This is a genomic window from Nostoc sp. DedQUE04 (genome assembly GCF_034530995.1).
In the GTDB taxonomy this organism is placed as follows: Bacteria; Cyanobacteriota; Cyanobacteriia; order Cyanobacteriales; family Nostocaceae; genus Nostoc.
The window spans coordinates 1-24,132 of record NZ_JAVRCA010000069.1 but is presented as its reverse complement, the minus strand read 5'-3'; the positions used below and the strand labels follow the sequence as shown (position 1 = coordinate 24,132).

The following is a 24,132-nucleotide window of genomic DNA, read 5'->3' as shown; positions in this document are numbered from 1 at the left end:
ATATGCCATCAGAATTTTTAATTTCATTAAGAAAAGACATTGCTGCGATCGCGTTACCGGAAGACAGTTCTATAATTCTTCAGTTTGAGGATCGGCGACTAACATTTAAAAATCCCAAACCTGGACTGAGAAGAGCTTTAAAAACTCTAGCAACTGTTCCAACTCCACCTTCGCAACTCAAAAAGATTGTTTGTGAAAGTGACGGTTTTGAGGGATGGCAAAAATTTAATTTGTATCTCAAAAAGCTGGCGAATCTGGGATGGCTTTGCTATTCAATTGTAGTCAATGATGTGGTGATCGCTACTGCTATACCCATCAGCCTAGATTTGCAAATTTCCCCCCAACCAATAGCAGTGACAACTAAATATGTTCTCTCACGCTTTGCTTACACTCACCAAATAGCAGGAGAAACTATATTAGAATCGCCTTTATCTTTTTGCCAAATTCGGCTTGATTGGCGAGGTGCAGCTTTAATTGCACTCCTGGGCAACCCTCAGAATATTTATGAACTTTCCTCGCAAATTCCAGGTATTTCTGTAGAGATAGCCGAGCAATTTATCAGTTTGCTTTTCACCAGTCAAATGCTCTCAATAGTAGATGAAAACGGCATAATTGCTGAGAATGAAAACCTAATTCTGGCTCAATGGGAGTTTCATGATTTGTTGTTTCATAGCCGCAGCCGTGTAGGGAGACACGCGAATCCCTTTGGCGGAACCTATCGTTTTGTCGGCAAAATCGATCCGCTACCAGCCCTAAAACCTCTAATATCTAATAATTTAATCGACCTTTATAGACCTGACTTAACCACTTTGGCAGAAACAGGTATTCCTTTAACACAAGTTTTAGAAAGAAGAAAATCAATTCGTCAGTGGGGAGAGCAACCAATTACTGTAGAACAATTAGGAGAATTTCTTTATCGAGCCGCCAGAGTTAAGAATACTATTAAACATAACTTGGTAGAACTTAGCCAACGTGCCTATCCTGGTGGTGGAGGAATTTATGAATTAGAAATTTATCCAGTTATTAATCGTTGTCAAAATTTAGCATCTGGTTTATATCATTATCAACCACTATCGCACCAACTAAGCCATGTTACAGATAAAAATGAACTAATAGAAGCCTTACTAGAAAGTGCTGCTAGTGCAATGGGAGTTGAAGAAATGCCGCAAATTTTACTGGTGATTTCGGCTCGTTTTCAACGCTTAACTTGGAAGTATCAATCTATGGCTTATGCAATTATTCTCAAGCACGTAGGCGTTTTATACCAAAATTTTTACTTGGTAGCAACAGCAATGAATTTAGCACCCTGCGCGATCGGGGCTGGAAATGCTGATTTATTTGCTAAAGCAGTGGGATGCGATTATTATGCTGAAAGCTCTGTAGGTGAATTTGTTCTCGGTAGCCGTCCCGTTATATAATGTCCGGCAAATTACCCTTAATATGTCATTGCGAGTGCAACGAAGTGGAACAAAGCAATCACAAAGACTCTGCGATTGCTTCACTTCGTTCGCAATGACATTAAGTCCAGTTAGATAAACATTGGTATCGGGTTAAGTTCTTCTTCTTTTAAAGGTGCTGATAACCAACCTAACTTAACTGGGATATCGTAAAGACGACCTGGAGCGAACCTCGGCCAAAAGTGGCGCAATCCAGGGACAATAACCTTAACTACGTTTAAGCCAATATCGGGGCGAGTTTGGTCTAGAACTAGCATTTCTAGACCTAATTTTTTGACAATCTCTGCACAGATTTCTATATCTTCGCGCAAATCGCACTTGCTACCTAAATAATGATAGTCTGCATAAACTTTAGCAGGAGTGCGATCGCAAGGTACTAGATAAGGCTGATTTTCGACAGTAGCATTAGCATACCAATAGGCGATATCAGCATTTTCCAGGGCAAACTCAATTTCATTATCCAAATCCAAAGTTAAACTTTGATTTACTTCTGTTACTGCCCGTAAAATAGCAATAGTCGGATCAAAATGCGTTCCAAATCCGATTAAAATATTTTCTTTCTCTCCCTGAGTGTGGCGAGAAATTGCAGCAAAGCTGGGAATATTTAAATCGCTGGTGATATCCAGCACCCACAATTGGCGGTTGAATTTTGTTTGGTAATAATTTTGCAAGTTGAGTAAATAAGGTTCGTTGAAACTGGCTAAATCAACTTGCGGTCTTTTTACGCGGTTATACCACCACAGTGCCACGCTATCCCGTTCAACTAATTCCATAAACCCTTGCAGAATAGCTTCTTCGAGAGTATTACCCGCCGCATTACCGTTGGAATCTCCAAGGCAAAATTTATGTCCTTCGGGAAGCGAATAATCAAAATAGCAGAAAGCGGTAGGTAAATATTTTTGCGTTTGGTTAGTCAGCGACCAAACTGGTGTCCACTCAGTCTCTTGAGTTAAATCGTAAGGGTCAGTAACCTGTGCAAAACTTCCGTGCTGAGGGTTCCATTCGTGACGATTTTGATATTGTTTGTCGCTATATAAAAGGCATTTATAAGGGTGAATTGCTGCATCTCCTAGTTGAGTGAAAGTAGCTTTGATTCGATATTCCTCACCTGTAAAAATTCCCGAATAACGTTCTAAAGCTTCACAAAGAGCGCTAGCTTTAGATTGGTTGTCTGTCTTACCTTTACCTGCACTATAATTCTCTAAATTCTTCCGCAGGCGATCGTAATTGTTAAGATTATCAGTACTTTGGTAAGTAGCAAAATAAACATGAATTAAATCTTCTACTTTGTTTGATTTCACCAATTCTTTAACAACACCAGTAACCCAACTAATTTGATTACTATATTTCTCTACAGTTTGCTCTGGTCTAAGTGTACGGTGTCCGCCATCATCAGTAAAATTTTTGGGACGACTTTGTAACTCAATTGGTTTTAACTGTTGCTTTTGCCAAAACTCTCGATTGCCACAAACAGGACATTGAGGGCGTTTAATTAAAGCGTGGTTTTCAGTTGATAAAGTTTCTAAATCAAAAGTAACAATCTTACCTTCTAGCTGTGGACTTTTTTGTAATACTACCCATTTAGCAACTTCTTGAGCAGCAAGATTTAAACTTATTTGCCAGCTAGAAGGCAGTAAAGCAATTGAAGTAATTAGAGAAGTATCAATATTTTTTTGCTGTTTAATAGAAGTTTCTACGGGGCAATTTCTTTGCAATCTATGAGCGAGACATTGCCAACAACCTGTTTGTCCTGGGATAAAAATTGGCCCAATCCACGAAAATATTCCTGTAGGCTTAATTAGCAACCAAGGTTTTTGGGTTTGGCGATTAAATTCTGCTAATTCTGGTTGCAAATAATCGTCAGTTAAAACAACAGTAAAGTCTGCTTCATTACTGACATTAATATGCAGAGTGTTTAAAGCTTCGATAAATGGTGCTGATTGAATATAGCCAAAAGTTTGCACGGCAACGCGAGTAGCTTGTAATCTGCTGAAAGCGGTTTGAGTATCAACACCTAAGTAACTCCAAAAAGCTTGAACAGCATCAGGAAGGCGATCGCTTGCTTCAGTAATGTAACCTTTATCTGCTAATTTAGTTAAGATGCGATCGATCTGTGCGCGGTTGGTTGTCCATTTCAGTCTATTAGTAATTTGCTCTACAGTGTGGTTGCCATCAAGCAAAGGTGCTAAGAGTACATAAAGATTACCTGTTAAAGCAAAGCTTTGGCGCTCGCTTAATAAATAAACTTTTTTAGGCTGGACAATTTCAACTCGAAATTCTGGTTTAAATCTAGGTTTATTAAGCATCGGGTTTTAATTAGATATTTTAGAGGATGTTTGTGAAGTAGCTTCATTAGATCGATATCCACTCTATCCCCACTTCAAGAAGGGGTAATATTCTTCTTAAATTCCGCCTTGATAAGGGGATGCAAGGGAAGCGAGAAACTTTTGATATGTACAAAACTAGCTTTTAAAACATCCTCAACAGTTTATTGAGCCGCCACAGAAAAACAGGAATTTTGTCCTATTTTTATCCCTCCCGCCACGCGTTCCAATATGGCGATGCTTCGGCTATGCAGCATAACAATAACCACAAGCAGATGACCTTTTCCCTCCGATTAATGAGTGATTTAATTAATATCAGAAAGAAGCAAAACAACAACCAGTACCAGATGACCTTCTCCCTCCCGCCACCTGTTCCAATACCTCATCATCAAGTTCCCCTTCTGCTTGGTTCATAACTTCTTGATACTTTTGGATAGCTTCGGCGGCGCTAAATTCATATCCATGCTTTGCTCCAAACAAGACAAAGGCATTAGCTGCTTCTTCAATCTCCTCTTTGCCTTCTAAAACGCTAGTTGTTTCTTGTTGCAAAGCCGCATCGCTATTGATTTTGTCTAAAAATTCTGTACAAGCTGCTAGACTCATTGGTTCTCTCCCTCTAGAAGGATGATTTTTTCACTTCTCATTATAGTAAGTTTTTTATTTTGCAGGCATTTTTAGGTTCGCGGTACAAGAATATTTAAATAGGAACAAGTGAGATAAGCTTTGGCTTCAAAGGGTAGTCTGGGCTGATAGACCATTTTAATTTGACCGAAATTTCTCTCCATAACGTTTATTAGTCGATTTTCTTGGAGTGCGGCAGCATTCTCTATTATCTGGAGGAAACTTGGCGAATTTCCTTTGATTTGTGTATAACCTGGCCACTTCCTCAATGCCTCTCCTTTTTCTGGGCTGCATAACTGATGTTTGACAAGGGTTTCTAAAAATTCCTGCCAAGGCGGAGCATCTTTGGTAGTGCAGGGAGTAAAGTACTTTAATCCAATTCTGGGATATACTTGCTCGTCTACGTCAAAAGTTAGTACGAAAGGGCTAAAATTAGCAGGAGCGATCGCCATCATTTGAGCTAAACGGTCTGATTCGCCTTGCCAACCAATCTTTTCTAAATAGGGAATAGTTTGTTCTTTTGTAAATCCTGCTAACTGAAGTCTGGTAGTTTGCACGGGACGAGCAAACATCATGCCAACCATATTAATGTCAGTATTGGCAGGCATCAAATCGAAGCATTGTTCGAGTTTTCGCTCGACAGCAGGGGGTATATTTTCTTGTTTCACTAATCCCCAAACTTGAGTCAGAATTTCTTTAGCATTATCAAGTGCTTTCAGCGTTACCTGTTCAGTTATGTTGCCGCTTGTATCCTGAAACTCTTGAGTCAATTCTTTGTATAAGCCAAAAAAAAACTAGGAATAGGCAGGTATGTTAAAACGTCCTCAAGATCGAACTCTAGACCAGCTATTGAAATATCGTGTAATGGAGAAGTTGGATTTAACCACTGTTGATAGAAGTTTTGAATGCGTTGCCAAAGCGGGTGTTTAAAAATGTCTGTGCAAACAGGTAATTTCTGTTGCATATACGTAGAAAAATCTACTTGAGGATTATCATCCACTAAACGGCACTCTAAAATAAATTGAGAAAATGGCGGTAGCTTGGGAACTAACTGTTGAATTTTTTGCCAAGCTTCTGAAGAAATTAGTTCTTCAGAGGTGTATTGTTGAATTAAATCTAAATCGCTCTGTTGGCATGAGTTCATATTAACAATTTCCTTCACTAGCTTTTTTTGGTAAGGATTATTGGCGAGTAGGTGTGGTGAGTGTTATCAAGATAGAATTCAGGAGTCAGTCGTCAGAAGTCAGTATGAATTAGAGTCCGACTGGCGAATGAATAACTGGGTTTAAGATCCCCACCAAATCTACGATTTGGTGCAAAACAATCAGTCGCGGATCGCCCATCCCCGACTGATAGCGCAGCGTTAGCGAGTCTTGCCTACGGCACGCCAAGGGCGAACGAGCGTCTTGATTCTGACCGGAGGCGGAGCGTCTCCGGCTCCGCTCCTGAATTCTGACTTCTGAATTCTTCTTCAAATTCCCTCATTTGCTCTTCGCCAGCGTATCCCGCCCGCTACCTGTTCTAATGCCGCCTCATCAAGTTCCCCTTCTCCCTCAGCAGTAATTTCTTGATACTTTTGGGTAGCTTCTGCGGCACTAAATTCATATCCATGCTTTGCTCCGAGCAAGACAAAGGCATTAGCTGCTTCTTTAATCTCCTCTTTATCTTCTAAGGCGGTAATTGCTTCTTGTTGCAAAGCGGCATCGCTATTGATTTTGTCTAAAAATTCTGTACAAGCTGCTAGACTCATTGTATCTCTCCCTCTAGAAAGATGATTTTTATCGCTTCCCATTATATTTATATTTTTTATTTTTGCTTGAAGTATAAAAATATTTACACAAGTTATTGATACTTTTTATTCAGCTTTAATTAATCGAGCATAAGCGCCATCAACATCTTTCATTTCTTCGTGAGTACCTCTTTGCACTACTTTGCCTCGTTCTAAAACAATAATCTCATCGCAATCACGAATTGTACTCAAACGGTGAGCGATAATAATGCAAGTACAACCTCGCCGTCGAATGTGGCGATCGATAATTTTTTCTGTCTCTGCATCTAAAGCACTGGTTGCTTCATCCATCACTAAAATTGCCGGATTATTAACTAAAGAACGGGCAATTTCTAACCGTTGACGCTGACCTCCGCTTAAATTAGCACCTCCTTGCAATAATTTGCCATCTAAACCCCCAGGAATCGCCATTACCACATCTAAAATTGCGGCATCTTGACAGGCTTTTAGTAATTGGGAATTGGGAATTGTTTCATCCCACAGCGTCAAATTATCTCGTACTGTCCCGCTAAATAGAAAAATATCTTGTTCCACCATTGAGAGGGAATTAGCTAACACTGCACGGGGAATTTGTTGTCGAGGAATGCCATCAAATAAGATTTCTCCTTCCCAAAGTTCGTACAGTCCTGTAACAATTTTAGAAAGAGTAGATTTACCAGAACCGCTAGTTCCTACAAATGCTACTCTTTGTCCTGGTTTGAGTTGACAGCTAAAGTTTTGAATTAATGGTTCTTCTATCCGACTGTAACCAAAGGTAATGTTTTGCAGTTCGACATATCCTTGCAAGCGACAACGATCTGAAAATTTAGCATATTCAATTGGAGTTTTCTCGCGCTGTAATTCTGAGTTTAAATTTGGATCGATCGCGTTATCTAAAGCATCATCTAATCGCTTCAAATCGCCATCAATAGCTTGAATTGTACTGCCCAAACCAACTAAACTATTAACTGGTTGCTGCAATCTAGTCATTAAAGTTTGAAAAGCCACTAACATTCCAATACTGATATAGCCATCTATCACTCGTAAACCGCCGACAACTAGTAACAGCATGGAAGTTAAAGCTGTCAGTAAAGGTGGTAAAGCTTCCAAAATTAAATCGGTTTGCAGCAATTCTTGTTGCGAGTTAGTAGCTTTAGCATAATATCCTGCCCAGCGACTAAAGAAATCTGATTCTAATGCTGCTGATTTAATGGTTTCAATACTTTCTAAAGCCCCAATTTCTACGCCAGCAATTTTGCCATAATCTACACTTAAGCGCATATTTGTATCAATTCGTTTTCGCGCTACCCATTGCAAAAACCCAATATTAATTGCTACTGCTACTAAACCGATTGCTGTTAGCATCCAATCGTAAGCTAACATCACCACTGCATAAAAAACTAACATCACTGCATCTATAGTCGTTCGCGCTAACTGACCGGAAAGTATTTTCGCTACCTTATAATTAAGAGCAGCACGATTGCTAATTTCTCCCGCGAATCTCTGAGCATAAAAACTAATTGGTAAGCGGAGAACGTGCCATAAAAAATTTCCTGTCATGCTAATTGACAATCTAATTTGCAAATACCGCAGCTTTCGCGTTTGCAGAATTGTTAATATTGCTTGCAACGATACTGCAATTCCCATTCCTAACACCAAAGGCTTTAACCAATCAAAGCGATTTTCAATCAAGATGTTATCAACAAAAACTTGGCTGAGGGAAGCAATAGCTAATTCGGGAATAACTAAAAAAAATCCAGCCAGGATGCAGAAAAAAAGCTCGTCAAACGAGCCTCGCAAGCGTTTATAAAGCGCATTAATAATACTTGGTTTTCTACCGCCTTTTTTAAATTCTGCACTTGGTTCCATGAGTAAAACTACGCCTGTATAAGCTTCGTCAAACTCTTGCAGACTTACGCTGCGCGGCCCCGTAGCTGGATCGTTTAACCAAACCCGTTCTTGTCCGAAACCTTCTACCACTAAAAAGTGATTGAAGTTCCAGAAAACAATAAAAGGTGGTTTTAATTGTTGCAGTTGCTTAAATCCTTTTTTAAAGCCTTTTGCTTGTAATCCGTAGTTTCTAGCTGCTTTTAAAACATTTGATGCTTTAGAACCATCGCGGGAAACGCCACAACTAACCCGCAGTTCTGCTAAAGGAACGATGCGACCATAATAAGCTAATACTATTCCCAAAGCTGCCGCCCCGCACTCTACTGCTTCCATCTGCAACAAAGTTGGCGTTTTAAAGCGAAGATTTTGAAATTTGTCAACTTGAGAATTTGTGTTTTCTGGATCTGATTTTTTAAATCTTTTAAAGAAATTCATCGTTAATATATTTGATTAGCAAAATATAAATTATTTGATTCCAGTAAATTCTCGTAAAATCGGCAGTACAAAAGTAATTGGCGCTCTTTGTTCGATGGTGACTCGAACTGAAGCTGTAGTTCCCGAAGTAATTTTTAAATTTGGGCCTTGAGAAGATGACCATTTATAACCAGTAACAGTGCTGCGATCGTTAGTAAGATTAGCAGTTGCTTCGATCGCGCCAGTTTCACCAATCAAACTTCTAACAACTTCTGGATTGCCAATTACCGAAACAGTTCCTTCTTGAGTTACTGGTAGTGGCGAAACGCGAGTAATTTTTCCCACAATTCCCCCAAATCGCTCTCTTTGGACTGTATCGGGAGTAATCAAAATCGACATTCCAGGCTGAATTTGTTTGCCCTCTTTAATCGCAAAATAAGCGATCGCCTTAGCTGACTCCTGAGTGCTACCTATACGCAATATTCCCAATCGAGTTCCAGGTTGAACCACTTGCCCCAATGTTGTATTTAACTCCAAAATACATCCAGCTTGGGGACTTAAGATTTGACTATTATCTTTTATTTGCTGCTCTAATCTAGCAATATCTCGGTTAACTGCGGCAATTTCTTTATCCCTTTGATTTGTAGTTTCTAAATTTTCTCGATCTAAGCGTTTACTTTTAGCGTTCAGTTCTCCTAACTGAATCTGAACGTCGCTCATAGAACGAATTTGTTCTAAATAAGTGCGCTCAACTTCGCTATTGCGAGCTTCTAGTTGTTTGAGTTGAACTTGAATATCAGCAAGGTTCTGACGTGTTTGCACGTACTCTTGTTCGGCTTGCAGCAACGAATCTTTTGATAATCCCCCCGCATCTGCTAAACTTTGTCGTTGCTTGAGCCTTGTTTGCATCACTGGTACTAAAGTTTGAGCATCTCGAAGACGCTGTTCTAAACTTTGACGCTGTTGAGCGATCGCCGTTAGTTCTTTATCTCTAAGTCGCGGTGCAAGCGCACTAATATCTTGGAGACGTTGTTGCAAGCTGGTGCGATTGGCAGCAATGATATTTCTTTCTGTTTCTAGCTGTTGTTTGGATAAAACCAAGGTATCTTGAGCTTGTCTTTGCAATTGAGCTAACTGTTGACGCGCTAGCTGTAACTGTTTTTGCAAGTCAGCCGGATAAATTGTGGCGAGGAGTTGGTTTTTCTTGACACATTGTCCGCTAGCAACATTTAAAGCTTGAATTTGTCCGGCGATAGATGATTGAAACTCAACTACCTGACGAGGTTGAATAAATATACCTCGACCGTCAACGGTAATGGGAATGCGACCAACTATGCTCCAGATTACGCCGCCAATTGCTAAACCGTTCAACGCGATCAACGCCAGCCAATCTTTCGGGTTAACCACTTGCATTAACCGATCTAAGCGTTCCGGCGAGGATAGACGTTCTAAAGATTCTTGGCGGAAAATGCTCTCTTTTTTATTATTTCGATTAAAAAGCATCTGTTTTGATCTAGTTAGCGGCGGAGTTGATTAATCATCCAGTCAAAACGAGTACCTGCGATCGCTGTTCCTGCCAACATATCTAAATCGAGTTCGTCTTCAACTTCAATATCGGCAGACAACATTTCTACTGTCTCGGATGAGAGCATAGCAGTGCTACTCCTTGCTAATAAATCTAAACAGCGATTGGATAAAGTCAAGGCAATAGAACGATAAAAACGACTGGCAAATGCTCGATCTGCTTTTAACTTAGCAGTTAGGGTTTGTCTTGATATCGCTAGAATCCAGGCATTTTCTAGGGCTTTGACAGTTACCGAAGCTGTACCGCCATCAACAAACGACATATCGCCTAAAATCTCGCCTTTAACCCGTTTGGCAATCTCCTTTTCTTGGACTCCATAATTGTTATTTATTTGTAAGTAAATGCCGACTAACCCTTCTAATAAAAGATAAACGGCTGGTACTTCTCGATTTTGTTGAATTAGAACAGTATTCAATGCTGCTTTTTCGGCTCTGCCATTAGCTACCATCCAAGAGATATCGCTGTCGTTAAGAACCGCAAAGACAACCAGAACTTTCCGTAATGGTTCTCCTTCTCTGATGTTTTGTTTGCCCATCAAATTAGTTAATTTCCGCAACCGTTCTGACAGGTTAATCGATAATAAATGATAGAAACTAGCTGCAAAATCGCGATCGCTTTGCAAACGGTGTTCGATATTGTGTTTGGGTATGGTTAGTAATTGGGCAGTTTCGGTAACTGTGACCGAATATAAATCTGGGCGATCGTCTAGTAAGGAAGTTTCGCCAATTAGTTCGCCAGCTGATATCTCCATTAATTGCTGCTTGCTGTCATCTGCTTGGGTAGAAGTGGCTGTAAGATTGCCACTTAAACAGAGATAGATGAAAGGAGAAAATTTACCTGCTTTTATTAAAACTGTCCCAGGTTGATAGGTTTCGGCTTGAGCCATTGACTCTATCCACTCGAAATCGCTTGCTTGTAAATTCTGAAAATTATCAAAGCTAGAGAATATCTGAGTCATATTGATTTGGGCTGTTAATTAAAAACTCGTTTAGAAACATAATTAATAAGGTTGTACGCTCAGAGAAGGCTTAAACGTTGTTAGTTGGAAAAATCATCTATAGCAACAAGTAATTATTTGTCAATAAATAGTATTTTTGTACTATTAATTCAACTTATGTATGTGTTGCCACTTTTGTTGTGTAATTTGTATCGTTCGGTTGATGAATTACAATCAAAGTGTTCAAAACAAAGTCTTACTTTAAGCTTTCCCTAAGCAGTAGCTTTTCTAACACAAAAACTGCCAAAACGAATCTTCGCGTCAGATTTCTCACCAACGTCCATCTGTGAGAGGTTAGAATGATTGCACTTTTGTCAAGAGGGTGCGGGAAAAGGAGATAAATCCAGTATGGAGAGTGGTTTTCGCAGGGCTTTAACTACTCCTAAATCTTGATTTTCTTTGGCAGCAAAGTACTTAATAGGGTCATCCGCCTTACCTTTGTCATAGGCGACACTAAAATGGTACAAGCCACGAAAAATCATTTCCAAAGAAATGCGGTCAAATGGTAAAGCTAATTCATCAGCTATCGCATCTCCCAAATCAACTAATACTGCATAAAATAGCCAAGTAGCCCACACCTGTAATTTGACACCATTAATAGAACCAGTCCACAAATAAGACAGCCCCAATAAACGTTTAACTGAGTAAAAAGCTTCTTCAACTCTCCATCTTCTTCGATATAAATCTGCCACGACATAAGGAGGTAATATCGCCGGGTCGAGAACAGAAGTAATATAAGAATAACTAGTTTTACCAACCTTGATTTCAATTAAGCGTAAAGTTAAAACTGGTGTGCCACGATGAACAGTTCCAAGTTGAATCAATCGGCCTTTAAGAGAATGGTCATAGCTAAAAATCTTTAAGTATTTAATAGATGCTTTGGCTTTTAAACGAGTAATAAAATTAACTTCTTGGTTAATAAGTTGTTGCAAAAATTGGAAATGGTAAAAACCTCTGTCAAGTAAAATTAGAGTTCTGGCAGGTAGTAAATTCAGTAATGAGGCTTCAAAATTTGGTAAGGATTCAGGTGGCAGAGTATTGACAAAGGGGACAGTTGAGGTAGAGTATCACAAATATGAACCAAAACCTGCCTCAAGATTTAGACCGAGAAAGCTTGAACCAGTTGTCGAAGGAAGAACTGGTAGAGATAATTATTGAGCAGAGCAAGGTAATACGTGAGTTACAGAAAATCATTCTAGAACTACAGCAAGAAATAGAGCGTTTAAAAGTCAGTAGAGATTTAGACAGTTCTAATTCGTCGAAACCACCGTCTGGAGACATCCATAAAAAGAGCGAAAACAAAAAGGTATCCCCACAAGAGGAATCAAATCAGCCAAAAAAGAAACCAGGCGGGCAACCAGGACATCAGGGCAAAACCCGTAAGGGTTTTGGGAGAGTAGATCGCTATGAAATCTTACGTCCAGAGGATTGTGTTTACTGTGGTCAAAAAGCATTTGCGTCTGTGGCAGTAAAAGTAGAGAAACACGCGATAGCGCAACTAGTGGAACGACCCATAGAAATAGTGGAGTATCAACGCCAAACCTGCGTGTGTGAGTGTTGTGGCAATTTACAAACAGCCGCCTGGCCACAAGACATGATTCCAGGACAAGATTTAGGAACGTCGTTACAGGCATTTTTAGGATGGGTAAATAATTATGCACATATGCCCTATGAGAAACAACAAGAAATGTTGTGGGAACTGGGGCAAATCGATATTGGGCTGGGGACGTTAGTTGTAACTAATGAACGAATACAACAAGCAATTGAACCGAGCATTATTGAATTAAGTAGTTGGGTAAAACAGACACAACCTAACGTTCATATAGATGAAACACCTTGGCCAGTTAAAGGGATTAAAGAATGGTTGTGGGTAGTTGCTAACTCTGAGTTCTGTCTGTTTACTGCTGCTGACACTCGTTCCAGAGCCGAACTAGAAGCCATTTTAGGAACTGAATATACCGGGGTAATCAGCAGCGACGATTTTAGTGTGTACAATGGCTATCCAGTTTTTGCCCAACAGAAATGTTTGGCTCATCTACGCCGTCACTTCAAAAAATTAATTCAACTTCCCGGTCTTCACAACCAAGCCATCGGCGAAGCTTTTGTTGACTTAATTGATGAAGCTTTTAAGAATTATGCTCAATGGTTTGAGACTCTTGAGTGCGCCAGTTACAACGATTGGGTCAATCAATTCAAATCCAGGTTGCATTCCTCAATTGCTCAATGGATTGATAAGGCAGGAGCTACCGCAGGTCAACTTTTACGCTCTTTACGCGATAAAGCTCATCAATGGTGGTACTTCCTGGAACATCCTGAAGTTCCCCCGGATAATAATCAGGCCGAACGATCGCTGCGTTTAGCTGTGACAAAACGTAAGGTTAGTGGTGGCTCCCGTTCAATGGAGCGGTTTCAACACACCGCTAATTTATTGACAGTGGTACAGACTTGTCGCCGCCAAGGTCGGTCTGTGATTGATTTTTTTGTGCAAGCTCTAATTGCTGATTCTAATAATTCTCACTCTCGCCCTTCTTTACTTCCGCAATATTAGACCTGAATCCTTACACTAATTCTTATCATGCATCTGGAATTTATTACAGATTGCAAAGTTTTTCATGAATACTTGAGGGGGTAAGAGGTGGTTGCCGACGGCAACCACCTCTTACCCCCTCATAATGATTATCATTATTGTTAAAATGTGGGCTTTTGATTTTTATTGAGTAATTTATTTCTTGGAAGTCCCTAATGTAGAAAATGTAACAAACTTAATATATGAGCGATACATCTTATGGATTTGTCCTTGACCTAGTTCAGCAAATATTTATTGTTAACCAATCGATCTGTACACTTATAACACACCTAGAAAAAATGTCACTTCATTTGTCTCCATATTCCAACCTTTGATGCCTTTGCTAATCTTTGGGCATTCTCGAAAGCTATTTGATTCGGGCATTCCACGCCACCTTGCTGCGTTCTAGCCAAGCCGCTTTTGAGCAGTTCTTCTTGAAAGCTAATCTCAGCCTCACCTTGACCGTAAACCATTACTTCTGCAACAGTGCGCCCCTGCTCATTTTTCCCCACCGGAATGACCATCACTTGATTTTCGTTAGTTGCAACGAGCGACCGCAGTTTTTCTCTTGCTTCGTTACCTAACTCTGACGCTTCAATGCCACACAGCCAAACTTGCATTTGGTTGCCATCGGTTTGGCGGAGGGTCATGGTTTGGGCATCTGTTACATCTATAAATGTCCATTCTTCAGTTAGAGCAATGGATGAGTTTTTCTCAGAGGTGATAAGCCAAATAGTAGTACTAAAGAGGGCAATGGCAGCAAAGATGATTCCAGTTTTCTGTAATGAGTTCATGTTGCTGAGGATACGTGATGCAAGAAACCACAATCTTAACCGCACCGAGGTTAAATCTAGAATAAAAGAAACTTCTAAGTATTTTGGCAAATTGGCATCTAAAGTATTTCAGTTGCAGTTTTAATAAACATAACAAGACGCAAAGACAAACAGAAGATTGTGTGAACAACACAGCCGAAATTCCTACTTCTGTTGTCGGAGTGCAGCCAGTTGTAAGAGTACTGTGGTCGCTACACCATTAATGCAGTGCTTGGTAGGGCAAAAGGCAACTGGCTAGTAATATCACTAGCACGAATAAAACTTGAACAAGGCGATGGGTAAAGATATTTACTATGACTGTGTTGTGCTTTCCGGCTTTGGGTTGCTGTTTGCCTCGCTAAAGCCCAGAGGCAGTGCAAAAACATTTTGCTGGGTAGTAGGTACAAGTATTGACATCCTCCCACTACTGCATTCGGTACTCCGAATCAGTGGTGGGAGGATGTCAAGAGCGCACCAAAGATAGGATAATACCAAGGGTTGACACCGAGAGTTGCCAGTTCGCTCACACGCTATCATCCAGAAAGCCGCACTCAGGGCAATCCCAATGCACCCTTGAGGTGTAATCCCGGTCAAATTCATATCCGCACTGGGGACACTTGCCAGTAAACATTGGGTGAGTGTCGAGCAGTTCTAACTGTTCCTCTGGTGTCCATCTCTGGCGGGGCTGCACAACCAACTCGCCATTGTAATAAGTGGCCCCCTCCGGCTCCCACAGTTCTACTGGTTCGGCGTTGGGGTCTTCTCGAAAATCTATGCAAGTGTTACCGTTAACCCCCGCCGGATGTACGGCACAGATGATGTGGGGGTCATGGGAATAGAACTGGCAGTGAACGCACTCTGGAAGTTTTGGCATAGTACCAGTGTACTGCTTTGAAGCAAGCGATCGCTAACCTCTGGGCATTCTTAAAAGCTATTTGATTCGGGCATTCCACCCCACCTTGCTGCGTTCTAGCCAAGTCGCTTTTGAGCAATTCTTCTTGAAAACTAATATCAGCCTCACTATAGCAGCTCCTTTTGTTAGAAAAGCACGTGTGGAGGGAAAACTTAAAGCAAGACTTTGTGAAAACATTGGCTCTAATTCGTTAGCCGAAACGCTACAAATTGCAGGGCTATGCAACAGGAGTAGCAATACATTCGTGAGTTACTTAATAGTAGTTTTGTACTACTTAATTAATAAATAAATGCTCTAAAATCTTCTGAAAAAGTTAGGGTACGCTAAGTTAACAATTTTTGATAATTGAAAGTGCGGTTGGGCAATTTTATTAAGGGTTATATGGAAGACTTATCTATTATTGAATCATTTTATACTTATTTAGATTTAGAAGTTAACAATGAAAATCAGATATTTCGTATAGGATTAGTATCTCCTAATTTAACAAAGGACTTTTCGGAAGAATCTTTAAACCAAGCTTACGAAGAAATAAGGAAGCTAAAAAATAGTAATTTAGCAGTATGCGGTCATAACTTCCGCCGCTTTGATTACCCTTATCTAATTGAGCAAGAACCTCAATTATCTTCTTGGCATATAATTGACACTTTAGAACTATCAATACTCGCTTTCCCCCTACAGCATTCGCATAAGCTAAATAAAGACTATAAGCAAAGTGAATATTCAAGTAATAATCCTCTAGAAGACGCACAGGCAACTCGATTATTACTTGGTCAACAATTAGAAGCACTATTTAAAAAGCCGGATGAAGTACAACAGGTATATATTTGGCTCCTAACTTGTGGTTGCGATGATGCAGACCTTGCATATCAACAATTTTTCAGCGATCGCCTTGGTTTGAAGATTGAACAACCTACCATAGAAATGCTGCCACAGACAATGCTAAAAGGAATAAATCAATCCTATTTGCAGCAGATATGGTCTAGTCCACAAACTTATGATTTTGAGACAAGATTATGCGTGGCGGGATTACTGGCTTGGAACTATGAGTGCAATGTCAATGAATCGAAGCAGGTTTTTTGTGATTGGCTCAGACATTTAAATGGTTTCCAAGCTGTACTTGAGAATTTGCGCCCTTTAAGTACAGATGAATTTGCTATTAGCTCTTACTTGGAATATTTTGAAATTCCCAGTTTTCGACCTTTGCAAGAAGAAGCTGTGCAAGCAATTATTAATAATGAGCGTCCGCTTGTTCTCATGCCTACTGGTGGTGGCAAGTCCTTATGCTATCAACTGCCAGCTTTCATGTTCCACGAAAGGCACAAAGCGCTGACTGTCGTGATTTCGCCGCTACAAGCATTAATGGCGGATCAGGTAGCAGATTTAGAACAAGCTGGGTTTTTCTTCGCCACCTTCATTAATGGTAATCTCTCAGCAGCAGAACGCCGCCAACGGCTTGAAGAACTGCGTTTTGGTTCCAAAGGTCTGCTGTATATCAGTCCAGAGCAATTGCGGTCAATGAGTATTCGGGCATTGTTAGAACAACGCCCTCCGGTTCTGTGGGTGATTGATGAAGCTCACTGTGTTAGCCAATGGGGTCACGATTTTCGTCCTGATTATCGTTACATCCCGAAATTTATTTATGAATTATATCAAGAGCGCCAGCTTACAATGCCTTTGTTAGCTTTGATGACAGCAACAGCAACAGTTGCTGTTATTGAAGATATTAAAGAGCTATTTGCCCAACACAAACTAAATATTAATCGTACAATTGATGGGGCAACAACAAGAGATAATCTAACTTTTAATGTGATTCCGGTAGCAGGGAATAAAGAGCAAGTTTTGTTGAATCAAGTAAAAGAAGCTCTTAAACTAGGTGGTAGTACCCTGATTTACACTACTACACGTAAAGATGCCCAAAAGCTAGCAGAAATTCTTAAACAAAGTCACATTGAAGCTAAATATTATCATGGGAAACTTGCAAAAGAACAAAAACAACAAGTTTTGCAAGAGTTCAAATCAGGTAAATTAAATGTAGTTACTGCAACTTGTGCCTTTGGCATGGGCATCAACCGTAAAGATGTACGCGCTGTGATTCACCATTGCATGAGCGCCAATTTAGAAGGTTACATCCAAGAGGCTGGACGGGCAGGACGTGATGGAGAGCCATCAATTTGTACTTTACTCTTCGATCCAAAAGATGCTGATACAGTTTTTAGATTGCAAAGTTTGAACCAACTGAGCGAACAAGATTTAAAAAATGTCTTGATCTCGACCAGATATATCCGCGATCTTACTTTTGGCAGCGCTAGAGATGATTGGTTTTGGGTGACAACCAATGAAATTTATCAAATGGGCGACTTTGATGAGGAGTTTGGAGAAGAATCAGAGCAGCAAAATACTAAAATAAAAGCAGGGTTGCATTACTTAGAAAAATTTGGTTTATTAGAACGAGCCGAGAACTTTTCAAGCTTTATCGAATTTGAATTAAGGCATAATACCTTTGCTGAGTCTATAGAGCAGTTTGAGAAATACAGCCGGATGAAGGATTTATCCCGGTTTGAAGCGGACAACTTTGAGCGGCTGATTCAAGCAATGCACATTGCGAAAGCTTATTGTAATAGCAACGATCAACCGTTTCCTCTCGACCGCCTCAGTGATGAAGCTGGAATTAGCTTACATGACTTGACTGCTAGAATCCGTGAACTGCAAAAGGCTGAAGTCTGTTCTTTTGAAATACCCATTACACTTGTGATTACTAAGGGTGTAAGAGGAGATGCCCGTAATAATCATGAACGCATTCGCCAGTTAGAAGACCAATTACTCCAAGTGCTTAATGAGTTGTTTGGTAATGAAAATGAAATACAAATAAATCTGCGTGGGCTTGCTTCTCGAATTGACCCAGACAATAGTAAAAAAATCAAAGCATCCAGCATCATAGATATTTTGGAAGGTTGGGTTGCTCAAAAATGGCTAAAGTTAAGTAGAATTTCTAGCGATGTGGTTCGCTTAGGAGAAATGGGAGTTGCAGAGCATTTACCTCAGCATAAAATTCTCACAACTACAGTATTGGAAGTTTTATATCAAGCATTGGGAGATACAACAGGGGCAAGATTACCTCTAAAATACGAATTAGGTAAACTTGCTAAAGGAGTTACCCAAAAAATTCAACTTGATTGGAATAACGAAAAGTTAGAAGTTATTCTTTTGTGGCTGCACCAGAGAAAAATCATTCGATTAAGTGATGGGCTAAATCTCTTTCAACAGTCGTTGAAAATCCGTGTAATAAAAAATGCAAGTGTTTCCACAGTAAAACGCCATTACCATGAAGTTGAAGCTCACTATGCTGAACAAACTCGTCGCACTCATTACATGGTGCAATATGGAAAACTAAAGTCAGTAGAACAACGTCACCAATTCGTTAGTGATTACTTTGGCACAAATCAAGAAGAATTCGTTTCAAAGTACCAATTTTTGGCACAAGAGATTACCAGACCGATTCTTCCAGAAGATTACAACCGTATTCTAGAACCGCTTAACTCTGGCCAAAAACAAATCGTTCTAGCTCCAGACGCAGCAATGGCAGTGATAGCAGGCCCTGGCTCTGGTAAAACAAGAACTATTGTTCACCGGATTGCTTATCTTGTAAAGGTTAAGCGAGTTGAGCCGAAGCGTATTCTTGTTTTAGCTTACAACCGTAATGCAGTTAGAGAATTACGGTTGCGGTTGCGTAATTTGATTGGCGAACAAGCATCACGAATTCGGGTGTTTACTTTCCACGGTTTAGCCTTATCACTTTTGGGACGGACGGTAGGTGAATACAGAGGAACTCAGACAATAAATTTTGATCGGCTTTTGGTTGAAGCTTGCGAATTAATTGAAAAAGGCGAAGAATTTGAAGATGCAGATGAAGATACTCAGGCACGACGAATTCAATTATTAGGAAAATTAGAATATATATTTGTTGATGAATACCAAGATATTAGCGAACAAGAATATCGCTTAATTAAGTTAATTGCGGGGTTAAATGAGTCAGAAGATGCAAGTCACTCAGTACAAATAAATCTTTGTGTCATTGGAGATGACGACCAGAATATTTATGAGTTTAGACATACCGATCCAAAATATATCCTTCAATTTGAGGAAGAGTATAAAGCAAAACGCCTCTTACTGATTGAAAACTATCGTTCTACAGAGTCAATTATTCAAGCTGCCAACAAGTTAATTAACAATAATAAAAAGCGGTGCAAAATTATACCTGAAGAACAGGTAAGAATTGATAACTACCGTAGTGGATATCAAGGTTTAGCAGTTGAAGCTTATAGTTTTAATAATATTAACTCGCAAGCACTTTGGATACAGCAGCGCATTCAGTCATGGATCAAACAGGGAATACGTCACAATGAAATTGCTATCCTTGCTCGTCATTGGGATAACTTAGTTCCCACTAGATTACTTTTAGAAAGAGTAAGAATTACAACTTATTCTTTAAAAACAGATGGATTTCAACTTATTAAAAATTTAGTAACCTGTAAGCTCATCGAAGAATTAAAGCGCCAGAATCAGAAAATTCTTCTACCAGAAGAATCCGTACAAGCTTGGTTTCTCAGTCTTTTTGCTCAATGGGAACGTAGTTCGCAAGAACATACAGTCAAAGTCTTGCTCAAGATTGCCCATGACATTGACCAAGAACGAGGATTTGATTCTGGAGAATTAGCTCTTCCCATTAGTGTAGCTGATGTTCTTACTACTTTATTTGAATTCAATGAAAGTCCAGAAGTAATATTAAATGATCGAGCGGTTCTAGTTACAAGTTGTCATGGTGCAAAGGGGCTAGAGTTTAGAAAAATTATTCAGTTAGTAGACGGTTTTGGAATTTCTTCAAATGAAACTGAATCAGAACGGCGATTATTTTATGTGGGAATGACTCGTGCTAAGGAAGAATTAGTTCTATGTTCCACACGACAAAGTTTATTTGTGATGGAATCAGGTGTAAATACAAAATCTTTAAGCCCTGCGACAACCTCTCTGCCACGGCAGATGTTCTATTCCGACCTGAGTCCAGGAGATGTTTATTTAGGACATCATTCTACTAAAAATAGCCAACATATCATAACTCATCTTCAAGAAGGTACTCCACTCAAATTCCAGAGCAACAGATACAATAACGGTTGGGATATCTTTACAACACAAGGGCAAATGATTGGAGCTTTGTCAAAAAAAGCGAATGCTGAATTAGCTTACAAAGGATTCAAGCCTGGACAATTTCAGTTTCAGGCAAGTGAAGTTATAGTCAGAAGTATATATCGTCATTTAAGAAGAGATGAAGTCAATGGAAATATAACAGAAGATTGGTTCGTTGTAATTCCGCAAATTCGCGTATGCCGATAATAAATTGGATAGGCAACGCAAGCAACGAAAATGCCAGAGTAAATTCATTAAGTTTATACTGACATTCAGTAACAAATAATTTACTGCTAGCAGAAACATAAATTTGTGACTGATAACAAACCAACCGATTACGCCGCAATTATCCGTGCCGCTAACCAAACTGTTCCAGAACCCCCTGAATGGCTAAGTGCAGGTAGATATGTTTACTCACCGGAGTATGGAGTTGGGGAGGTAATGGCATTATTGGGCAGACGGTTGATTGTCAAGTTTGTTGAAGAGGTTAAGCCAACTCAATTTGGAGATTGGGAGCAAGCTCTAGTTTTGGGATCAATTAAAGCAAGTAACGCCAACTTAGTTTCTTCCACATCATTTCTTGAAGAGAACAACGCCGCAGTTACAACAATTGGGGAGCAGATTCAACAAATCCCCCAGGTAGTATTTCAGTCTGTAGCACAAGAACTGATTACAAGCATTAGGGCGATAGATATTAAAAATGCTAACCAAGGGATAACTTACCCCTTACCGGGCGATTTACCAACTGCTTTACGTTTAGCGTTACAGAATAACGGTATCACCCAGATTTATTCTCACCAGTTAGAAGCTCTAACAAAGTTACGTGCTGGGTTTGACTTGAGTATCACTACGCCTACAGCAAGCGGGAAGACGCTGTGCTACAACCTGGCTATCCTGGAATCGTGTATTAAGCAACCGCAAACAACAGCATTATATATTTTTCCACTTAAGGCGTTGGCCCTAGATCAAATGCGAAAGTTGCAGTCGCTTGTCAAGGCAATGCCTAACACTCGTCTTAAACTCGCATTGATGACAGGAGATACACCAGCTACTGAACGGCAGCGTTTTTTTATCCCCAACCCTCCAAACATCTTGGCAGTCAGCCCCGACTTATTGCATTACTATCTTTATAATGTGCGCCGTCGGGATGATGCAGAAGGATGGCGACAGTTTTTAAGACAGTTGCGCTACTGTGTAATTGATGAAAGCCATACCTATACTGGGGCTTTTGGGGCACACTTTGCTAATCTCATGCGGCGGCTAAGGTTAGCAGTTGATGCAGTTGGTGGTAATTCCCAAAGACTGCAATTTATTTGTTCTAGTGCCACGATCGGAAATCCTCAAGATATGGCATTGCGGTTTAGCGGCAGAACCCATCAAACTCAAAGATTACACCTGATTGAGGATAGTGGCGCTCCCTATAAAGGACGTACCTTATTATCTCTGGCTCCAAACAATGCAGCTAATGTTGAAGCTACTAAAATAGTGATTTCTTGGTTGCAGCATAACTTGAGTGGAATTGTCTTTTGTAACTCTCGTGCAGCTGTCAAAGGTTTACTTGGGTTAATCCAACGAGAAACACAACGCATTGGATTAGGTTATTTAACCTCAAAGGTAGCAGTTTTCTACAGTTCGTTAACAGGCGATCGCCGTAGCGAGATTATTCAAAAGCTCCAAGGTGGACAAATCAAGGTAATTATTTCAACTTCTTCCCTAGAAGCAGGAATTGATTTACCCGAACTAGACTGTTGTTTGATTCGGGGGTTTCCAGGTAGCCTAATGTCATTTTGGCAACGAGTTGGTCGAGCCGGACGCAAACAGCATGGGCTAGTGATTTATCTGCCATTAGGACAAAACCCGATTGATGTATACTACGCTCGACATAACCAAAAGTTACTATCAGGAGAAGTTGAATCTGCTGCATTTAACCCTGACTATCCAACAATTCTAGGTAAACATTTAGAATGTGGCTGCATTGAAAGTAGTTTAACTTTAGGAGAACTGAATACTCGTTTTGGAAAAACAGCCGGGGCAGTGGCAGATTCTCTTTTACAACAAAACAAAATTTTCTTAAGTGGTAACGGAAAACTCTGGGGAAGAGGTTATCCTCATAAAGAAATTAATATCAGAAGCAGCGCTCAAAGGTCAATTTCTCTAATTAATAAACATACGGGCGAAATTTTAGAAAGTATGTCGCTACCGTTAGCCCATCGAGAAGTATTTCCCGAAGCCATATATATGGTGCAAGATGAAAGTGGGCAATTAATAGCATACCGTAGCGAAAACCTAAATTCTGACAAAGGAGAAGCAATACTAACATTTTTAGGAAAAGATACAGATTTATTTACTGAAGCGGAGTCAGAATTAGATATTCAACCACTTTCTACCTTGGCGGAATCTAAAATTATCCCTACTAATATCAAAGATGCTCGTTTACGTTTAACTCTTGTCTGGGGAGAAATTACGAATTCTGTAATTGGTTATAGATTGATGAAGCGTACCTACGGAATGACCTGCAAAAACCAACGTTGTGCTAATTATAAAAAACCACTTGAAGGAAAAAGCTGTTCATTGTGTAAGCAGGCGCTGAGTGCAGCAGAAGTGACAAAACTTCAAAAAGAAATCGCATTTTCAGAGGCATACGTCACAAAATACCAAGCGCCTTGCGTACTAGTAGAGTTAAATGAGCCGTTACAGAAAGCGCTGCAAATAACTGTCAATAAATACAAACAAGAAATTATGACCAACAATGGAGGTGAGGTTCCAGAACTTTATCAATCATTGTGGAGTAGCACTGCTTTTCCTTATGCTAAAGGGCGACAGTGGGCATACCCAACCAGTAGAAACCGTTGCGATTAGTTCAGATGGTAGATTGATTGCTAGTGGCAGTGACGATCGCACAATCAAGCTTTGGGATTTACACACGCTTAAGTTGCTTGATACCATTACTGCACATTCAGGATTTGTGAGTAAAGTTGCATTTAGCCCTGATATGCAAACCCTTGTAAGTGCTGGAGGTGGCGATGATAATACAATTAGGCTGATTGATTTACAAACCAAAAAAACACGCCATATTCTCAAAGGACACAAAACCGGAGTTGATGCTATTGCCATTACTTCAGATAGCAAAAAGCTTATTAGTGGTAGTTTTGGTCAGCTAGTTTCTCGAAATCGTGCAATTAGTACCTTGAAGTTATGGAATCTTCAAAGTGGAAAACTGCTGCATGAGTTTGCTGATAATTTTAGTTCAGTTGAATCTCTTGCCATCAGCCCCGATGGAAAAATTCTGATTTGCGGCAATTATGATGGCAGTATTAAACTGTGGAGCTTAGAGAGTTTAAAGCCGTTGCATACCTTTCAAGATGGTTCGAGTTCTGTTTTAAGGCTTGCTCTGAGCCGGGATGGTAAAACCCTTGCTAGTAGCAATGAGGATAGCATTATACATATTTGGCAATTTAAATAACTGCATTGTTTAACTACAATCTAAAACTTAAGAAAAGTGTCAAATCTGAATTCCTGTCTTCCGGTCTAGTTTTTTAAAGCAATCGCATGGTGGCGGATATGATCTTCAATAAAACTGGCGATGAAATTAAACTAAGCCTTT

16 protein-coding genes and 1 pseudogene are annotated in these 24,132 nt (G+C 39.9%); 5 read left to right on the top strand and 12 right to left on the bottom strand.

Going from position 1 to position 24,132, the window contains the following annotated elements; genetic code table 11:
• Positions 1–2 precede the first annotated feature (2 nt).
• On the top strand, positions 3–1,418 hold the full coding sequence (locus RM049_RS32045) for a SagB family peptide dehydrogenase (RefSeq protein ID WP_322707051.1): 1,416 nt from the start codon (positions 3–5) through the stop codon (positions 1,416–1,418).
• 110 nt (positions 1,419–1,528) lie between these two features.
• Here the strand turns inward: RM049_RS32045 and RM049_RS32040 are convergent, their stop codons facing one another.
• From RM049_RS32040 to RM049_RS31995, 10 genes and pseudogenes are all read right to left on the bottom strand, one after another.
• The gene (locus RM049_RS32040; RefSeq protein ID WP_322707050.1) at positions 1,529–3,763 is read right to left on the bottom strand and encodes a TOMM precursor leader peptide-binding protein; all 2,235 of its coding nucleotides are present in this window, start codon (positions 3,761–3,763) and stop codon (positions 1,529–1,531) included.
• Positions 3,764–4,096: 333 nt separating this feature from the next.
• On the bottom strand, positions 4,097–4,384 hold the full coding sequence (locus tag RM049_RS32035) for a Nif11 family protein (protein WP_322707049.1): 288 nt from the start codon (positions 4,382–4,384) through the stop codon (positions 4,097–4,099).
• Between the two features lie 71 nt (positions 4,385–4,455).
• Entirely contained in the window at positions 4,456–5,172 is a 717-nt protein-coding gene (locus RM049_RS32030; protein WP_322707048.1) for a hypothetical protein, read from the bottom strand.
• Complete coding sequence (locus RM049_RS32025) at positions 5,169–5,546, bottom strand: hypothetical protein (protein WP_322707047.1); 378 nt, start codon at positions 5,544–5,546, stop codon at positions 5,169–5,171. The genes RM049_RS32030 and RM049_RS32025 overlap by 4 nt, the downstream gene beginning before the upstream one ends.
• A 109-nt stretch (positions 5,547–5,655) precedes the next feature.
• Positions 5,656–5,877, bottom strand: coding sequence for a hypothetical protein (locus RM049_RS32020; protein WP_322707046.1), 222 nt, complete (start codon positions 5,875–5,877; stop codon positions 5,656–5,658).
• Positions 5,874–6,152 (bottom strand): Nif11 family protein, encoded by a 279-nt coding sequence (locus tag RM049_RS32015; protein ID WP_322707045.1) that lies wholly within the window; start codon positions 6,150–6,152, stop codon positions 5,874–5,876. The genes RM049_RS32020 and RM049_RS32015 overlap by 4 nt, the downstream gene beginning before the upstream one ends.
• Before the next feature lie 105 nt (positions 6,153–6,257).
• Positions 6,258–8,495 carry an NHLP family bacteriocin export ABC transporter peptidase/permease/ATPase subunit gene (locus tag RM049_RS32010; protein ID WP_322707044.1) on the bottom strand — a complete coding sequence of 746 codons (2,238 nt, stop codon included), beginning with the start codon at positions 8,493–8,495 and terminating at the stop codon, positions 6,258–6,260.
• Positions 8,496–8,525: 30 nt separating this feature from the next.
• Positions 8,526–9,977: an NHLP bacteriocin system secretion protein gene (locus RM049_RS32005; protein ID WP_322707043.1), complete on the bottom strand. Its 1,452-nt coding sequence runs from the start codon at positions 9,975–9,977 to the stop codon at positions 8,526–8,528.
• A 14-nt stretch (positions 9,978–9,991) separates the two neighbouring features.
• The gene (locus RM049_RS32000; RefSeq protein WP_322707042.1) at positions 9,992–11,017 is read right to left on the bottom strand and encodes a cyclic nucleotide-binding domain-containing protein; all 1,026 of its coding nucleotides are present in this window, start codon (positions 11,015–11,017) and stop codon (positions 9,992–9,994) included.
• 365 nt (positions 11,018–11,382) lie between these two features.
• Positions 11,383–12,114: pseudogene (locus RM049_RS31995) on the bottom strand (transposase); the annotation flags it as partial.
• Between the two features lie 17 nt (positions 12,115–12,131).
• On the opposite strand from RM049_RS31995, the gene tnpC reads away from it, so the two are divergent.
• Positions 12,132–13,604 carry an IS66 family transposase gene (gene tnpC, locus RM049_RS31990; protein ID WP_322707041.1) on the top strand — a complete coding sequence of 491 codons (1,473 nt, stop codon included), beginning with the start codon at positions 12,132–12,134 and terminating at the stop codon, positions 13,602–13,604.
• Between the two features lie 320 nt (positions 13,605–13,924).
• Here the strand turns inward: tnpC and RM049_RS31985 are convergent, their stop codons facing one another.
• Both RM049_RS31985 and RM049_RS31980 read right to left on the bottom strand, forming a co-directional pair.
• Positions 13,925–14,416, bottom strand: a complete 492-nt coding sequence (locus RM049_RS31985; protein ID WP_322707040.1) for a thermonuclease family protein — start codon at positions 14,414–14,416, stop codon at positions 13,925–13,927.
• A gap of 541 nt (positions 14,417–14,957) precedes the next feature.
• Complete coding sequence (locus RM049_RS31980) at positions 14,958–15,308, bottom strand: hypothetical protein (RefSeq protein ID WP_322707039.1); 351 nt, start codon at positions 15,306–15,308, stop codon at positions 14,958–14,960.
• Positions 15,309–15,728: 420 nt separating this feature from the next.
• Between RM049_RS31980 and RM049_RS31975 the strand changes: the two genes are divergently transcribed.
• The 3 genes from RM049_RS31975 to RM049_RS31965 all read left to right on the top strand — a co-directional run bounded on the left by RM049_RS31975 (position 15,729) and on the right by RM049_RS31965 (position 23,991).
• The gene (locus RM049_RS31975; RefSeq protein WP_322707038.1) at positions 15,729–20,735 is read left to right on the top strand and encodes a RecQ family ATP-dependent DNA helicase; all 5,007 of its coding nucleotides are present in this window, start codon (positions 15,729–15,731) and stop codon (positions 20,733–20,735) included.
• A 105-nt stretch (positions 20,736–20,840) separates the two neighbouring features.
• Positions 20,841–23,387 (top strand): DEAD/DEAH box helicase, encoded by a 2,547-nt coding sequence (locus RM049_RS31970; RefSeq protein WP_322707037.1) that lies wholly within the window; start codon positions 20,841–20,843, stop codon positions 23,385–23,387.
• Positions 23,335–23,991, top strand: a complete 657-nt coding sequence (locus RM049_RS31965) for a WD40 repeat domain-containing protein (protein WP_322707036.1) — start codon at positions 23,335–23,337, stop codon at positions 23,989–23,991. The genes RM049_RS31970 and RM049_RS31965 overlap by 53 nt, the downstream gene beginning before the upstream one ends.
• Positions 23,992–24,132: the final 141 nt, after the last annotated feature.

Excerpts from the sequence above, each read along its gene's own strand:
- RM049_RS31980 (WP_322707039.1), bottom strand. The coding sequence starts at position 15,308 with ATGCCAAAACTTCCAGAGTGCGTTCACTGCCAGTTCTATTCCCATGAC.
- RM049_RS31965 (WP_322707036.1), top strand. The coding sequence starts at position 23,335 with ATGCTAAAGGGCGACAGTGGGCATACCCAACCAGTAGAAACCGTTGCG.
- RM049_RS32025 (WP_322707047.1), bottom strand. The coding sequence starts at position 5,546 with ATGAACTCATGCCAACAGAGCGATTTAGATTTAATTCAACAATACACC.
- RM049_RS31975 (WP_322707038.1), top strand. The coding sequence starts at position 15,729 with ATGGAAGACTTATCTATTATTGAATCATTTTATACTTATTTAGATTTA.
- RM049_RS32015 (WP_322707045.1), bottom strand. The coding sequence starts at position 6,152 with ATGAGTCTAGCAGCTTGTACAGAATTTTTAGACAAAATCAATAGCGAT.
- RM049_RS31985 (WP_322707040.1), bottom strand. The coding sequence starts at position 14,416 with ATGAACTCATTACAGAAAACTGGAATCATCTTTGCTGCCATTGCCCTC.
- RM049_RS32000 (WP_322707042.1), bottom strand. The coding sequence starts at position 11,017 with ATGACTCAGATATTCTCTAGCTTTGATAATTTTCAGAATTTACAAGCA.
- tnpC (WP_322707041.1), top strand. The coding sequence starts at position 12,132 with ATGAACCAAAACCTGCCTCAAGATTTAGACCGAGAAAGCTTGAACCAG.
- RM049_RS32010 (WP_322707044.1), bottom strand. The coding sequence starts at position 8,495 with ATGAATTTCTTTAAAAGATTTAAAAAATCAGATCCAGAAAACACAAAT.
- RM049_RS32005 (WP_322707043.1), bottom strand. The coding sequence starts at position 9,977 with ATGCTTTTTAATCGAAATAATAAAAAAGAGAGCATTTTCCGCCAAGAA.
- RM049_RS32040 (WP_322707050.1), bottom strand. The coding sequence starts at position 3,763 with ATGCTTAATAAACCTAGATTTAAACCAGAATTTCGAGTTGAAATTGTC.
- RM049_RS32035 (WP_322707049.1), bottom strand. The coding sequence starts at position 4,384 with ATGAGTCTAGCAGCTTGTACAGAATTTTTAGACAAAATCAATAGCGAT.
- RM049_RS32045 (WP_322707051.1), top strand. The coding sequence starts at position 3 with ATGCCATCAGAATTTTTAATTTCATTAAGAAAAGACATTGCTGCGATC.